Here is a 14298-nt window from a genome sequence, read left to right on the forward strand (position 1 = left end):
CGCATAGGCTGGCGGGATGCAGGACGAGTACCGCACGGTCGCCCGCGCGGGCGTGCACGAAACCGAGATCAACCGCTCGCGCTTCCTGTGCGCCCTCGCCCCGGCGGCCACCGAGGAGGAGGCCCAGGAGTTCATCGCGGCCGTGCGCAAGGAGCACGCCGACGCCACCCACAACTGCTGGGCGTACGTCATCGGCGCCGACGCCGCGGTCCAGAAGGCCAGCGACGACGGCGAGCCCGGCGGCACGGCCGGCGTCCCCATGCTCCAGATGCTGCTGCGCCGCGACATGCGGTACGTGGTCGCCGTCGTCACGCGGTACTACGGCGGCGTCAAGCTCGGCGCCGGCGGACTCATCCGCGCCTACGGCGGAGCGGTCGGCGAGGCACTGGACACCCTCGGTACGCTCACCCGCCGCCGGTTCCGCCTGGCCACGGTGACGGTCGACCACCAGCGGGCCGGCAAGCTCCAGAACGACCTGCGCGCGACCGGGCGCACGGTGCGCGACGTGCGGTACGCCGAGGCCGTCACCATCGAGATCGGCCTACCGGACGCCGACGTGGACGCCTTCCGGGCGTGGCTCGCCGACGCCACCGCCGGCACGGCCGGTCTCGAGCTGGGCGGAGAGGCGTACGGGGACGCCTGACCGGGCCTGGAGGACCGCGATGCCGAGCGGGCGCCGCCCGACCGGGAGGCGCGTCACCTCGCCCGTGGCCACGTCGACGATGCTCAGGCCGTTCCAGTAGCCGTCGCGGGTGAACCCGCCGGACACGTAGGCGGTGGCGCCGTCGGCCGACAGGGCGACGTCCTCGTGGGGGCCGTCGAGGGGGACGACGCGTTCGCGGCCGTCGGGGGTGCGGACGGTCAGGGACGGGCCGTCGTCCTCCGACGGGTCGATCGGGCCGGTACCGACCGCGAAGAGGGTGCCGTCCTCGCCCGTCGTCACCCCGTGCTGGTGGGTGTTGGCGGTCATGCGCTCGATGCGGACCCGGCCGGTGCCGGGGTCGACCACCGCGAGGCGCTCGCCCTCGAACGGGAGCAGCAGGGCGCCGTCGGAGGGGCGTACGGCGGTGTAGTGCGGCTTGAGCCAGGAACCGAGGCCGCCTTCGGTGCCGTACGGGGCGACCTCGATGCGGCGGGCCGTCCGGTCGCCGGTGTCGACGACGGTGACGTCGAAGGAGTCGTGGTTCGTGGCGTAGACGTGGCGGCCGTCGCGGGAGACGTCGACGTCGAAGGGGCGGCGGCCGACCGGCACGGTCCCGGTCACCTTCCGCCGCCCGGTGTCGATGACCTCCAGCGTGCCGGGGCGGCCGGGGACGTTCACGCCGACGTAGACCTGCCGGCCGTCCGGGGAGAGCGCGATGCCCATGCCGCCGCCGCGGTACTCGCCGGTCGTCACCGGGCCCGTGTCCGTCGTGTACGGGATCAGCGCGGTGCGCTCGCGGGTGCGGGTGTCCACGGCGGCGACGCCCTCCGCGGTCGCCACCCACGCCGTGCCGTCGTCGCCGAGCGCGATCCCGTACGGCGCGGTGCCGACCCGCACCGAGCCCAGGTCGGCGGCCGCGCCCCGCCGGGAGGGGTCGACGAATGTGACCGTGTCCGCCTCGAAGTCGGTGACCAGCAGGGTGCCTTCGGGCGTGCGCGCCGGGGCGGGTCCCGAGGGTGCGGATGCCGGTGGTGCCGACGCGGGTGGTGCGTCCTGCCCGCCGCTGGGCGTGCACCCGGCGAGCATCGCCGCGGCGGCCAGTGCGGCGAGCGCGCCCGTGGCGGTGTGCCTGATCATCGCTGCCGGCCCTTCCCGCGGAGGCCGGTCACCCGTGCTTCGGCCTTCCGCAGCAGGTCCGCCGTCTCACGGAAGCCGATGCGCTCGGCATGGGTGCGGGCCGTGACGCCGTCGCCGTCCGGCAGCAGCGGGTCGGCGCCCGCCGAGAGCAGGGCCTCCACCACCTCCTGGTACGGACGGGTGCCGTCGCCGAGGAGCACTGCCTCCAGGAGCGCCGTCCAGCCCAGCCGGTTGACGTGGTCGACGTCCATGTCCGTCTCGGCGAGCACGGCGCGCACGTACGCCACGTGCCCGCGTTCGGCGGCCGGGATCACGGAGACACCGCCGAAGCGGTTGGTCAGCGTCACGTCCGGACCGCCGGGCAGCAGGGCCCGCATCATCGCCACGCTGCCCGTGACGCCGGTGACCAGCCACGCGCTGTCCTCGCGGGGGTCCTGCGCGTTCACGTCGGCGCCCGCGGCGACCAGCAGTTCGGCCACCGCCACCTGACCTGCCAGGGCGGCCCGCAGGACCGGCGTGCGGCCGTCGGCGTCGCGAGCCTCCGGGTCGGCGCCCGCGGCCAGCGCTTCGCGCGCGGCGTCGACGTCACCGCGACGAGCGGCGGTCAGCAGGGCGAGATCGTTCGGGGAAGGTGACTTTTCGGACATGACGACTTTCCTTCGCAGGGTGACGGGCAGCAGGGCCGCACCGAGGCGCGCGCTCCAGGACCGGAGCGGCCGGTGGCGGCGGCGGGCGGGACGGGGCCGCCCGCACGCCGCCGGTGCCCGAGCGGCCCGTCCGGGCAGGGATGTGCTCACTCCGGGGCGCTCGGCGGTGCTGTCAGCGGCCGTCGCCGAGGGCCGCGACGCCGGCCCGGGCGAACTTCTCGTCCAGGTCGCCGGAGGGGGCGCCCGCGACGCCGATGCCGGCGATCGGCGCGTCGTCGTGGGCGACCGGGGCGCCGCCGCCCAGGAACAGCGTGCCCGGGATGTCCTTGAGGTTCGGGGCGTTCTCCAGGCGCTCGGCCAGCTCGGAGGTGGGCGCGTTCCAGGCGACCGCGGTGAACGCCTTCCTCACGGCCGACTCGTAGGACTGCGGGCCGGCGCCGTCGCCGCGCAGGGTGACGACGGTGTTGCCGTTGCGGTCCACCACCGCCACGGTCACCCGCTGCCCCTCCTGCTCGGCGGCGTCCAGCGCGGCCCGGGCGGCCCGGGTGGCCGCGTCCGCAGTGAGGTGGGCGCTGGTGGTCGTGGCCTCGGACCCCACCGCGATCGGGGCGGCCGCCGGGGCGGCGGACGTGGTGTCGGCGGAGGCCGAGAACGCGCCGGCGACCCCGGCGCCGACCGCCGCGACGGCCGCGGCCGAGGCGATGGCCTTGGCGCGGGTGGAGAACTTCTTGGCCCTGTGCTGCATGGCAGGCAACTCCCTGTCGTATCGCGTCGTCCCGGACGCCGGACGGGCGACCCGTGGGCCCGTGCCCGCCGGCCGTGGACGACGCAGCGCTTCTTGCGCTGTGCCTCCAGCCTCCGCCCGCCGGCTCCGCTCCCCGGTCGGTGCACCGGCTGGGACCGGCGAGCGGAACGGCTGACGGCCGTGTCGTCCGATCGGCTGACCCGCCGGTCACCGCCGTCGCGCCGCTGCCACGGGCCGTACGCGCCGACGGCGGCGACCGGTGGGTCACAGGGGGCGGCGGGCAGGCAAGGCCGTCCTGACCGCCGCGCTCCCGGGCGCCGGACGCACTCCGGCGCGGGGTCAGAACGGCTTGGTCGGCAGGTACTTGCCGTCCAGGGTGATGACGGCCCGCTCGCCGCCCTCGGGGTCGGCGACCTTCTTCACGTCGAGCCTGAAGTTGATCGCGCTGATGATGCCGTCGCCGAACTGCTCGTGGACCAGGGCCTTGAGCGTGGTGCCGTAGACCTGGAGCATCTCGTAGAAGCGGTAGATCGTCGGGTCCGTGGGGATGCCGCCCGGGATGGAACCGCGGGTCGGGACGGTCTGCAGCAGCAGCACCGCGTCCTCGTCCAGACCGAGCAGCTTGCCGACCGCCTCGGCGGAGTCCTTCGGCAGGGCGTGCTGGCCGAGGACCGCGGCGGTCACGAAGGCCACCGAGAGGCCGGCGGCGTCGGCGATCTGCTGCCACGTGAGGTCCTTGCGGGTCTTGGACTCCACGGCGGCCGCGGTGACGGCCTCACGGGCGGCGGGGGAGAACTGGGCGTGAAGCATGGGGAGAATGCCTTTCTCGGGGTGCCGGACCTCACCGGCGCTCGGCGGGTGAGGGACGGCGGCGAAGGGGGGCGGAGCCGACGCCACGGTGTCGCAGGGGTGCGTGCCCGGGTCGAGAGGCAGCCCCCTCGGTGGCTGTCCGTGCCCTGCGGGCTGACGTGGTCCACCCTGCATGACGAGCATCTATAGAGTCCAAGACTTGATGCCCATGGCTGCTATTGCTGGCGTCTATACCTGCCCGCCGGGCGGGCCCGTGCAGGCGGGTTCGCAGGCGTGGCCGAACGTATAGTTCCGGCCATGGGCCCCGAGCTGCGCCACCTCCGCTATCTGATCGCCGTGGCCGAGCACGGCAACTTCACGCGCGCCGCCGAGGAGCTGCGCATCTCCCAGCCCACGCTGTCCCAGCAGATCAAGCAGCTCGAGCGAGTGGTCGGCGTCCAGCTGCTCGACCGCAGCGGCCGCAGCGTCCGCCTCACCGACGCCGGCGACGCCTACGTGCACTACGCCAGGCGCGCTCTCAGGGACCTGGCCGCGGCGGACCGCGCCGTGCGGGACGTCGCCGATCTCTCCCGGGGCAGCCTCCGCCTGGCGACGACACCGACCTTCACGGCCTACCTCGTCGGTCCCCTGGTGCAGGAGCTGCACAGCCGTCACCCCGGGATCACCCTCCAGGTGCGGGAGACCGCACAGGACCGCATCGACGCCGGTCTGCTGGCCGACGAGATCGATCTCGGGATCGCGTTCGAGGGGCCTCGTTCCCCCGGCATCACCGCCCGCGCCCTGTTCACCGAAAACCTGAGCCTGGTGGTGACCGCCCACGGCACGGACCCCGCGCCGCACCGGACGATGCCCGTCGACCGGCTCGCCGAGCAGCGTCTGGCGCTGCTGAGCAGCGACTTCGTCACACGCGGACACATCGACGGCTACTTCGCCGAGCACCGCATCAGCCCGCCCATCGCCGTGGAGGCCAACTCCATCCAGGCCCTCACCGAGATCGTGCAGCGCACCCCCTCGCTGGCCACGGTGCTGCCCGACGCCGTCACCGACGACCACCCGCACCTCAGGCCCGTCCCCCTCGATCCGCCGCTGCCCGCGCGCAGGGTGACCCTCCTGCGCCGCGACAGCGCGTACCGGAGCGCGGCCGCCCGCGCGTTCGAGGAGCTCGCGGTCCGCCTGGTGCGCGAGCGGGGCTACGCACCGGCTTGATCCCGCCCGAGGGCGGTCGGCCGGGCGGCGCCACCGCATCCGACCTGCGCGGATCCGATGAGAGAATGAGCGGCATGGCAGGTTCCGAAGGCTTCGAGCCCGAGTCGGACCGGGTCACTCGCCACGTGCGGGACGACATCCTCGACGGCGTGCGCCGACCCGGCAGCAGACTCGTCGAGCGTGAGCTGGCCGCCGAGCTCGGCGTGAGCCGCCTGCCCGTCCGCGACGCGCTGAAGGCGCTCGTCACCGAGGGCCTGGTGACCCCTCGGCCACGTACCTGGGCGGTGGTGCGCGAGTTCAGCGACACCGACGTCTCGGACCTGGACGAGGTCCGTTCCGCACTGGAGACCCTGACCTTCCGGCTGGCGTCCCAGCGGCGCACCCGCGCGGGCCTGCAGAAGCTGCGTGCCGACGTCGACGCCGAGCTGCAGGCGGCGCGCAGCGGCGACGCCGTGCGGGCGAGGCGCGCCGCGGCCGACTTCCACGAGACGGTGACGTCGCTGGCCGCGAACGAACTGCTGAGCGAGCTGGAGCGCACGCTGCGCAGCCGTATGCGCTGGCTGCTCGGACAGCACGACGACCTGCCGGCCGTCGCCGAGGAGCACGAGGACCTCTACGACGCGATCGCCGCCCGTGACGTGCCGCGCGTCGAGCGTCTGGTCGCCAAGCACCTGGAGACCGGCCGCAGCGCGGCCGCGGCACACCTGCGGCACTCCTCCCCGAACTGAGCGCGCCTCCCGGTACCGGACGCCCACGGCCACCCGCCGCCCGTGACCGGTGGCACACTGAGGTCCGTGAGGGGGCAGGTGCCGGCAGGGGTTAGCGTGGTCGGTGCCAAACAGTGGGGACCGTGCCGGTCCGAAGGGGGAGCGAGGAAGAGCATGCGGGTCGGAGCGGCGCCTTGAGGATTCTGCACACCTCCGACTGGCATCTCGGCAGGGCCTTCCACCGGGTGAACATGCTGGGCGCCCAGTCCGCGTTCATCGGCCACCTCGTGGCGACCGTGCGCGAGCACGACGTCGACGCCGTGGTCGTCTCGGGAGACGTCTACGACCGGGCGGTGCCGCCGCTGGCCGCGGTCGAGCTGTTCGACGACGCCCTGCACCGCCTGGCCGACCTCGGCGTGCCGACCCTGATGATCTCCGGCAACCACGACTCGGCCCGCCGCCTCGGCGTGGGCGCCGGGCTCATCGGCCGCGCCGGCATCCACCTCCGCACCGACCCCGCCGGGTGCGCCACCCCCGTGCTGCTGTCGGACGCGCACGGGGAGGTCGCCTTCTACGGTCTCCCCTACCTCGAACCCGCCCTGGTCAAAGCCGAGTTCGGGGTCGACAGGGCAGGCCACGAGGCCGTGCTCGCCGCCGCCATGGACCGGGTCCGCGCCGACCTCGCCACGCGCGCGCCCGGCACCCGGTCCGTCGTCCTCGCCCACGCCTTCGTCACCGGCGGCGAGCCCAGCGACAGCGAGCGGGACATCACCGTCGGCGGCGTGGCCGCCGTGCCCTCCGGTGTCTTCGACGGCGTCGACTACGTGGCGCTCGGCCACCTGCACGGCTGCCAGGCCATCACCGACCGGGTCCGCTACTCCGGCTCCCCGCTGCCGTACTCCTTCTCCGAGGCGGGCCACCGCAAGAGCATGTGGCTCGTCGACCTGAGCGCGGACGGCTCGGTCGGCGCCGAGCGCGTCGACTGCCCGGTACCGCGTCCGCTGGCCCGCCTGCGCGGCACCCTCGAGGAGCTGCTCGCCGACCCCGAGCTGGCCCGGCACGAGGAGGCGTGGGTCGAGGCGACCCTGACCGACCCGGTCCGCCCCGCCGACCCCATGGCCCGCCTCACCGAGCGGTTCCCGCACACGCTGAGCCTCGTCTTCGACCCGGAGCGGGCCCCGGACGACCCGGCCGTGTCCTACGCCCGGCGTCTCGCGGGCCGCAGCGAGCAGCAGATCGCCGAGGACTTCGTGACCCACGTGCGCGGCGCGGGACCCGACGACCACGAGCGGGCCGTGCTGCGGGACGCGTTCGACGCGGTGCGCGCGGAGGAGACGGCACGGGAGGTGGCCCGGTGAGGCTGCACCGGCTGGACATCACCGCGTTCGGGCCCTTCGCCGGGTCGCAGAGCGTCGACTTCGACCACCTCTCGGCGGCCGGACTGTTCCTGCTGCACGGCCCCACCGGCGCCGGCAAGAGCTCCGTCCTCGACGCCGTGTGCTACGCCCTGTACGGCTCGGTGCCGGGCGCCCGCCAGGCAGGACAGGGCATCACCCTGCGCAGCGACCACGCCGCCGTCGGCACGCGCACCGAGGTGCGCCTCGAACTCACCGTCGCGGGACGGCGGCTGGAGGTCACCCGGCAGCCCCCGTGGGAACGCCCGAAGCTGCGCGGCAAGGGCACGACGGTCGACAAGGCCCAGACCTGGCTGCGCGAGTACGACGCGGTGGCCGGGGTGTGGAAGGACCTCAGCCGCTCCCACCAGGAGATCGGCGAGGAGATCACCCAGCTGCTCGGCATGAGCCGCGAGCAGTTCTGCCAGGTCGTGCTGCTGCCCCAGGGCGACTTCGCGCGCTTCCTGCGCGCGGACGCCGAGGCACGCGGCAAGCTGCTCGGCCGGCTGTTCGACACCCGCCGCTTCGCCGAGGTCGAGAAGCGCCTCGCCGAGCGGCGCCGCACGACCGAGGCCCGGGTGCGCGAGGGCGACGCCGCGCTGCTGGCCGACGCGCACCGCATGCAGCAGGCCGCCGGCGACGCGATGGAACTGCCGGAGCTGGCCCCGGGCGAGCCGGGACTGGCCGAGGCCGTCCTGAGCGCCGCCGCCGTCGCCCGCAGCACGGCCCGGGAGCAGCTGGCCGTCGCCGACTGCCGGCTCACGGCCGCCGAGTCCGCGCAGGCCGGCGCCGAGCGCGACCTGGCCGACGTACGCGAACGGGACCGGTTGCAGCGGCGGTTCGCCGAGGCGCGGGAGCGGGCCGAGCGGCTTCAGGAACGGGCCGACGCCCACCGGGCGGCCGAGGAGCGCATGGCACGCGCCCGCAAGGCCGAGACCGTCGCCCCCGCCCTGGAGCTGCGGGACGCCGCCGACGCCGAACACCGGCGCGCGGCCGGTGCGGAGGCGCACGCGCGCACCCTCTTGCCGGACGACTTCGCGGACGCCGGCGCGTCCGGGCTGGCCGCCGCCGCGCGCCGGGCCGCCGAGGAACTCGGCGGGCTGGAGTCGGCCCGGCGGGCGGAACAGCGCCTGGCCGAACTCCTCGAGGAGCGCGCCGGCCTGGACCGCCAGGAGCGCGCCGACGAGGACGTCCTGCACGAGGCGGAGAGCTGGCTCGCCGACTGGGAGACGACCCGCGCCGGTCTGCAGGCCCGCGTCGACTTGGCGCAGGAGGCCACGACCCGCGCCGAACAGCTCGCCGTGCAGCGGGAGCCCGCGCAGCGCCGGCTGGCGGCGGCCCGGCAGCGCGACCGGCTCGCCGCCGACACGGCCGACGCCCGGCAGCAGGCACTGGCCACCGCCGAGCGCGCCGTCGAGGCCCGCGCCCACTGGCTCGACCTCAAGGAACAGCGCCTGAACGGCATCGCCGCCGAACTGGCCGCGAACCTCAGCGACGGCGAGCCCTGCGTGGTCTGCGGTGCCACCGAACACCCCGCCCCCGCCCGCAAGGTGGCCGGGCACGTCGACCGGGAGGCTGAGGAGCGCGCCCTCGCCGCCCACCAGCGCGCCGACGAGCAGCGCGCCGAGGCCGAGCGGCGCCTCGGCTCGGCACGCGAGGCGCTCGCCGCCGCCACCGCCGAGGCCGGCGACACGCCCACCGACCGGCTGGCCGAGGAGGCCGAGGAGCTGCAGCGGCAGTACGCGCGGGCGCGGACGGACGCCTCAGGGCTGCACGCCGCGCAGGAGGAACTGCGCCGCGCGGAGCGGGAACGCGAGCGGCGGATCGCCGACCGGCAGGAGGCCGCCGTCCGAGCGGCCGCCCGGGTCGGCAACCGGGAGCGGCTGGAACGCGAACGGGTCGCCCTGGAGGAGGAGCTGGCGCACGCCAGGGGAAGCGCCGACAGCGTGGCCGCCCGGGCCGCCGAGCTGGAGCGGCGGGCCGCGCACCTGACCCGGGCCGCCGAGGCCGCCAACGCCGCGGAGGACACCGCCCGCCGCCTCAAGGACGCCGACGCCCGCCTCGCCGACGCGGCCTTCCGCGCCGGTTTCGACACCCCCGAGGACGCGGCGGCCGCGCTCCTCGACGACGTCGCCCACCGCGAGCTGCAGCGGCGGCTCGACGCCTGGCAGGCCGAGGAGGCCGCCGTCCGCGCGGTCCTCGCCGAGGCCGACACCGCTGCCGCCGCCCGGGAACCGGCCGCCGACCTGGCCGCCACGGAACGGACGGCCGCCGAAGCCGGCCGCCGGCTGCGCGAGGCGTCCTCCGCCCGCGACGCCGCCGCCCGGCGCTGCGCCGAGCTCGGCCGGCTCTCCGCTCGCGCCACGGACTCCGTGCGCCGGCTGGCCCCGCTGCGCGAGGAATACGACCGCGTCGCCCGCCTCGCCGCCCTCGCCGCGGGCACCTCGGCGGACAACGAACGCAGGATGCGCCTGGAGTCGTACGTGCTCGCCGCGCGCCTGGAACAGGTCGCCGCCGCAGCGACCGCACGCCTGCAGAAGATGTCCTCGGGCCGCTACACCCTCGTCCACTCCGACGACCGCACCGGGCGTGGCCGCAGCGGCCTCGGGCTGCACGTCGTCGACGCCTGGACCGGCCGGGAGCGCGACACGGCGACGCTGTCCGGCGGCGAGACCTTCTTCGCCTCGCTCGCCCTCGCGCTCGGCCTCGCCGACGTGGTCACCGACGAGGCCGGCGGGGTGCGCCTGGACACCCTCTTCATCGACGAGGGCTTCGGCAGCCTCGACGACCAGACCCTCGACGAGGTGCTCGACGTGCTCGACTCGCTGCGCGAACGGGACCGCAGCGTCGGCATCGTCAGCCACGTCGCCGACCTGCGGCGGCGGATCCACGCCCAACTGGAGGTCGTCAAGGGGCGGTCGGGTTCGGTGCTGCGGCAGCGGGGCGCCGGCTGAGCCGCCTCAGCGGCCCAGGGGGCGGCGGGGGAGCGGCGAGGAGTAGACGACGCTCGTCGTGACCGAGCCGAGCGCGCCGATCCGCCCCGACACCTCCTCCAGGTGCCGCATCGAACGGGCCGCGACCTTGATCACGAAACAGTCGTCGCCCGTCACATGGTGCGCCTCCAGGATCTCGGGCGTGGCGGCGACCAGGTCGTGGAACGGCTTGTAGTTGCCGTTCGGATAGCGCAGCCGCACGAACGCCAGGATCGGCATCCCCAGCCGGTCGGGATCCACGACCGCCGCGTACCCCTGAATGACCCCCGCCTCCTCCATGCGGCGGACCCGCTCGGTCACCGCGCTCGCGGACATGGAGACGGCACGGGCCAGTTCGGCGAAACTGGCCCGCCCGTCCCGCTGGAGGACCTCGAGGATGCGCCAGTCGGTGGCGTCCGGGGAATACACGGTCATCCCGGTTGGATAGCAGGGCGATCCCCGGCCGATCAAGAGGTACGCCGGGGATCGCCCCTTCTGGGCGCCGCCCGCCGACCGTAGATTTCCGGTCAGGAGATCCAGTGGGGAGACCCACCGAGGAAAGGCCGGACCATGAGCGCCACCACCGTCAACCCCGTGCTGCGCGTCGCTCCCGCGGCCCCGGCCGAGGCCGCCGCCCACTTCCGGGCGAGCCTCGCCTTCCACGCCGACGTCTCCGACGTCGCCGCCGCGCTCGCGGCCGGCGGGGACCCGGGATTCGTCGTCGTGGACTCCCGCTCCACCGAGTCCTGGGACCAGGGGCACGTTCCCGGCGCGATCCACCTGCCGACCGCGCTCGTCGCCGAGCAGGCCGAGCAGCTCCTCGACCGGTCCGTGCCGGTCGTGACGTACTGCTGGGGCCCCGGCTGCAACGGCGCGACCCGCGCCGCGCTCGCCCTCGCCGAACTCGGCTACCGGGTCAAGGAGATGCTCGGCGGCTTCGAGTACTGGGTGCGCGAGGGCTTCGCGTACGAGACCTGGCAGGGCCGTGAGCAGCGCGCCGCCGACCCGCTGACCGCCCCCGTGGACGCGGCCGACTGCGGCTGCTGAGGGGCGTGCAGGTTCTGCCGCATGGTGCGACACGCGGAGCCGGGCACGGTGGACCGGATCGAGTCGGGCGGCGGGCCGCTCATGGCGGTACCGGAGGCGGTGCTGCCGTTCTGGACCGGTGCCGACGGCGAGGAGACGGCCTCCGACCACGACCCTGCCTGCGAGGTCGACGGGGGGCCGTCGGACTCCTGCCGGTCGGCGACTTCACGGCCCTGGTGTTCGGCGACGAACCCGCCTCGACCGCCTGTCTGCCCGACCACGCAGCCTTCGTCCGCCGGTGCGCCGCGGACTCCGAGGACGAGCTGTTCGGCCGGTGTCCCCGAGGCGCTCCGCACGGCCCGGTGGGAGCCCGAGGTCTGCTGGCGCGTACCCGGCCCGGTGCTGCTGTTCGACGCGGCCCGGCCCGGCAGCGACTGCGCCCGCACCGATCACGTACGGGTCGCCCTGGACCCCGGCCGGTACGCCGTCCGCGCGGCGGAGGTGCGGCCGGGGCCGGAGACCTGGCTGAACGTCGTACAACTGCGGCGGCTCACGGACCGCTAGGGCCTGTCGACCGTGCCCGCCCGCCCCGCGACGCCGTGCGCCGAGAGCACGCACCTGACGCCGCGGGGCCGCCCTCCGGCTGTCCCGGCAACTCGTCGACTCCGACGGCTGCTTCGGGAGCCGAGCCGGTCTCAGAGCCGGGACAGCTCGTCCACCAGGTCGTCCAGGCCCAGCGAACCCTGGGAGAGGGCCGCCATGTGCCAGGCCTTGGCGTCGAAGGCGTCACCGTGCCGCTTGCGGGCGTTCTCCCGGCCCAGCAGCCACGCCCGCTCGCCGAGCTTGTAGCCGATGGCCTGGCCCGGGATCGTCAGATACCGGGTCAGCTCGCTCTCCACGAAGTCCGCCGGGCGGCTGCTGTGCGCGCCGAAGAACTCCTGCGCCAGCTCCGGAGTCCAGCGCTCGCCCGGGTGGAACGGCGAGTCGGCCGGGATCTCCAGCTCGAGGTGCATGCCGATGTCGACGATGACGCGGACGGCTCGCATCATCTGCGCGTCCAGGTAACCGAGCCGCTGCTCCGCGTCCGTGAGGAAGCCCAGCTCGTCCATCAGCCGCTCCGCGTACAGCGCCCAGCCCTCGGCGTTGGCGCTGACCATGCCGACGGACGCCTGGTAGCGGGAGAGGTCCTGAGCCACGTGCGCCCACTGGGCGAGCTGGAGGTGATGACCCGGGACACCCTCGTGGTACCAGGTGGACACCAGGTCGTAGACCGGGAAGCGGGTCAGGCCCATCGTCGGCAGCCAGGTGCGGCCCGGGCGGGAGAAGTCCTCCGACGGAGGCGTGTAGTACGGCGCCGCCGCGCTGCCGGGCGGCGCGATCCGCGACTCCACCCTCCGCACCCGCTCGGCGAGTTCGAAGTGGGTGCCGTCCAGCGCATCGATCGCCTGGTCCATCAGGCCCTGAAGCCACTCGCGGACCTCGTCGACGCCCTCGATGTGCTTGCCGTGCTCGTCCAGGTGCGCCAGCGCCACCCACGGCGTCCCGGCGCCCGGCAGGATCTTCTCGGCCTCCTGCTTCATCTCGGCGAGCAGGCGGTGGTACTCGGCCCAGCCGTACGCGTACGCCTCGTCCAGGTCGAGGTCGGTGCCGTTGTAGTAGCGCGACCAGCGGGCGTAGCGCTCCCGGCCCACCGTGTCCGGGGCGTCCTCGACGGCCGGGGCGTACACGTCGCGCATCCAGTCCCGCAGCTCCGCCACGGCCGCGGTCGCGCCCCGCGCGGCCTCGTCCAGCTCCGCGCGCAGCGCCTCGGGGCCGGCGGAGGCGAAGTCCTCGAACCAGCCGCGGCCCTCACCCGTGTCCGCCCACTCGCCGAGCTGCTCGACGAAGGTGGCGGTCGGCCGCGGACCCGCGTACAGCTTGCGTTCCAGGCCCTGCCGGAGGGACTCGCGGTAGCCCGCGAGGGCGGCCGGCACCGCGCGCAGCCGCTCGGCGATGCGGGCCCAGTCCTCGTCCGTCTGCGTCGGCGTCACCGTGAAGACCTCGCGCACCGAGTGCGCGGGCGTGCCCATGTTGCCGACCGAGCGCAGGCCCTCCTCGGCCTCGTGCACGGCGAGTTCGGCGGTGAGCCGCTCCCGCAGCAGACGGGCGCAACGGCGCTCCACGTCACTGTCGCCGCCGGGCCGGCGCTCGGCCTCGTCGAGCCGTGCGAGCGTGGCCCGCGCCAGCTCCGCGAGGGCCTCCTGCCCCGCGGGCGAGAAGTCGGGCAGACGGCTGGAGCTCTCGGCCACGCCGAGATACGTACCGGTGACCGGGTCGAGGGCGATGAGCTCGTCGACATAGGCGTCGGCGACCTCGCGGGGCAGCGGGCTCTTGGTCTCTGACATGCGGACATCCTCGTACGGATACCGGTGCCGCGTCAGCCCGCTTCCCCACCGCGCACGCCGCCGCGGCCGGATTTCGCTCAGGGCGTGGCACCCGGCGCCGCGGGCGGCAACAGGGGCCCGCAGTCCCACTGCTGGAAGATCAGCCGCGTCTCGACCCGGGCCACCTCGCGCCGGGCCGTGAACTCGTCCAGGACCAGCCGCTGCAGATCCGTCATGTCCGCGACCGCGACATGGACGAGGTAGTCGTCCGGGCCGGTGAGGTGGAAGACGGTGCGTGACTCCGGCAGCGCCCTGATCCGCTCCACGAAGGGCCCGACCAGTTCCCGCCGGTGCGGCCGCACCTGTACCGACAGCAGTGCCTGGAGTCCGCGTCCCAGCTTCGCCGGGTCCAGTTCGAGACGGTGGCCGAGGATCACCCCGGCCCGCCTCAGCCGCGTCACCCGGTCCAGGCAGGTCGACGGCGCGACGCCGACCTGGGCGGCGAGGTCGCGGTAGGTGGTCCGGGCGTCGTTCTGCAGCAGCCTCAGCAGATGGAGATCCACCGGATCCAGTACGACAGATTCGGTCATCGGCCGAACGTAGCACGGTCGGCGGACCCGGAGGACCGGTCCGTGTTCACTCTTCGGC

Annotated in this window: 13 protein-coding genes and 1 pseudogene; 7 read left to right on the forward strand and 7 right to left on the reverse strand. The window is 74.8% G+C overall.

Going from position 1 to position 14298, the window contains the following annotated elements; genetic code table 11:
- Positions 1–16: 16 nt before the first annotated feature.
- A complete protein-coding gene (locus IE260_RS08155) occupies positions 17–643 on the forward strand; it encodes a YigZ family protein (RefSeq protein ID WP_189869807.1) in 627 nt (208 codons plus the stop codon).
- Here the strand turns inward: IE260_RS08155 and IE260_RS08160 are convergent.
- From IE260_RS08160 to cynS, 4 genes are all read right to left on the reverse strand, one after another.
- On the reverse strand, positions 542–1780 hold the full coding sequence (locus tag IE260_RS08160) for a YncE family protein (protein ID WP_229880536.1): 1239 nt from the start codon (positions 1778–1780) through the stop codon (positions 542–544). The genes IE260_RS08155 and IE260_RS08160 overlap by 102 nt on opposite strands.
- Complete coding sequence (locus tag IE260_RS08165) at positions 1777–2427, reverse strand: ankyrin repeat domain-containing protein (RefSeq protein WP_189869808.1); 651 nt, start codon at positions 2425–2427, stop codon at positions 1777–1779. Before IE260_RS08165 ends, IE260_RS08160 begins: the two co-directional genes overlap by 4 nt.
- A gap of 172 nt (positions 2428–2599) precedes the next feature.
- Positions 2600–3172, reverse strand: coding sequence for a GlcG/HbpS family heme-binding protein (locus IE260_RS08170; protein ID WP_189869809.1), 573 nt, complete (start codon positions 3170–3172; stop codon positions 2600–2602).
- Between the two features lie 339 nt (positions 3173–3511).
- Positions 3512–3982, reverse strand: a complete 471-nt coding sequence (cynS, locus tag IE260_RS08175; RefSeq protein WP_189869810.1) for a cyanase — start codon at positions 3980–3982, stop codon at positions 3512–3514.
- 297 nt (positions 3983–4279) lie between these two features.
- Between cynS and cynR the strand changes: the two genes are divergently transcribed.
- From cynR to IE260_RS08195, 4 genes are all read left to right on the forward strand, one after another.
- On the forward strand, positions 4280–5188 hold the full coding sequence (gene cynR / locus IE260_RS08180; protein WP_189869811.1) for a transcriptional regulator CynR: 909 nt from the start codon (positions 4280–4282) through the stop codon (positions 5186–5188).
- A gap of 74 nt (positions 5189–5262) precedes the next feature.
- Complete coding sequence (locus IE260_RS08185) at positions 5263–5916, forward strand: GntR family transcriptional regulator (RefSeq protein WP_189869812.1); 654 nt, start codon at positions 5263–5265, stop codon at positions 5914–5916.
- Positions 5917–6089: 173 nt separating this feature from the next.
- Positions 6090–7253 (forward strand): exonuclease SbcCD subunit D, encoded by a 1164-nt coding sequence (locus IE260_RS08190; RefSeq protein ID WP_189869813.1) that lies wholly within the window; start codon positions 6090–6092, stop codon positions 7251–7253.
- Positions 7250–10243 carry an AAA family ATPase gene (locus tag IE260_RS08195; protein ID WP_189869814.1) on the forward strand — a complete coding sequence of 998 codons (2994 nt, stop codon included), beginning with the start codon at positions 7250–7252 and terminating at the stop codon, positions 10241–10243. Before IE260_RS08190 ends, IE260_RS08195 begins: the two co-directional genes overlap by 4 nt.
- Before the next feature lie 6 nt (positions 10244–10249).
- Here the strand turns inward: IE260_RS08195 and IE260_RS08200 are convergent, their stop codons facing one another.
- The gene (locus tag IE260_RS08200; protein WP_189869815.1) at positions 10250–10696 is read right to left on the reverse strand and encodes an Lrp/AsnC family transcriptional regulator; all 447 of its coding nucleotides are present in this window, start codon (positions 10694–10696) and stop codon (positions 10250–10252) included.
- A 135-nt stretch (positions 10697–10831) separates the two neighbouring features.
- Between IE260_RS08200 and IE260_RS08205 the strand changes: the two genes are divergently transcribed.
- The gene (locus IE260_RS08205) at positions 10832–11308 is read left to right on the forward strand and encodes a rhodanese-like domain-containing protein (RefSeq protein WP_189869816.1); all 477 of its coding nucleotides are present in this window, start codon (positions 10832–10834) and stop codon (positions 11306–11308) included.
- 21 nt (positions 11309–11329) lie between these two features.
- Positions 11330–11851, forward strand: a pseudogene (locus tag IE260_RS08210) (immunity 21 family protein).
- 131 nt (positions 11852–11982) lie between these two features.
- Here the strand turns inward: IE260_RS08210 and IE260_RS08215 are convergent.
- Both IE260_RS08215 and IE260_RS08220 read right to left on the reverse strand, forming a co-directional pair.
- On the reverse strand, positions 11983–13671 hold the full coding sequence (locus IE260_RS08215; protein ID WP_189869817.1) for a DUF885 domain-containing protein: 1689 nt from the start codon (positions 13669–13671) through the stop codon (positions 11983–11985).
- A 77-nt stretch (positions 13672–13748) separates the two neighbouring features.
- On the reverse strand, positions 13749–14240 hold the full coding sequence (locus IE260_RS08220) for an Lrp/AsnC family transcriptional regulator (protein ID WP_189869818.1): 492 nt from the start codon (positions 14238–14240) through the stop codon (positions 13749–13751).
- Positions 14241–14298: the final 58 nt, after the last annotated feature.

Source organism: Streptomyces viridiviolaceus (assembly GCF_014650995.1).
GTDB lineage: Bacteria > Actinomycetota > Actinomycetes > Streptomycetales > Streptomycetaceae > Streptomyces > Streptomyces viridiviolaceus.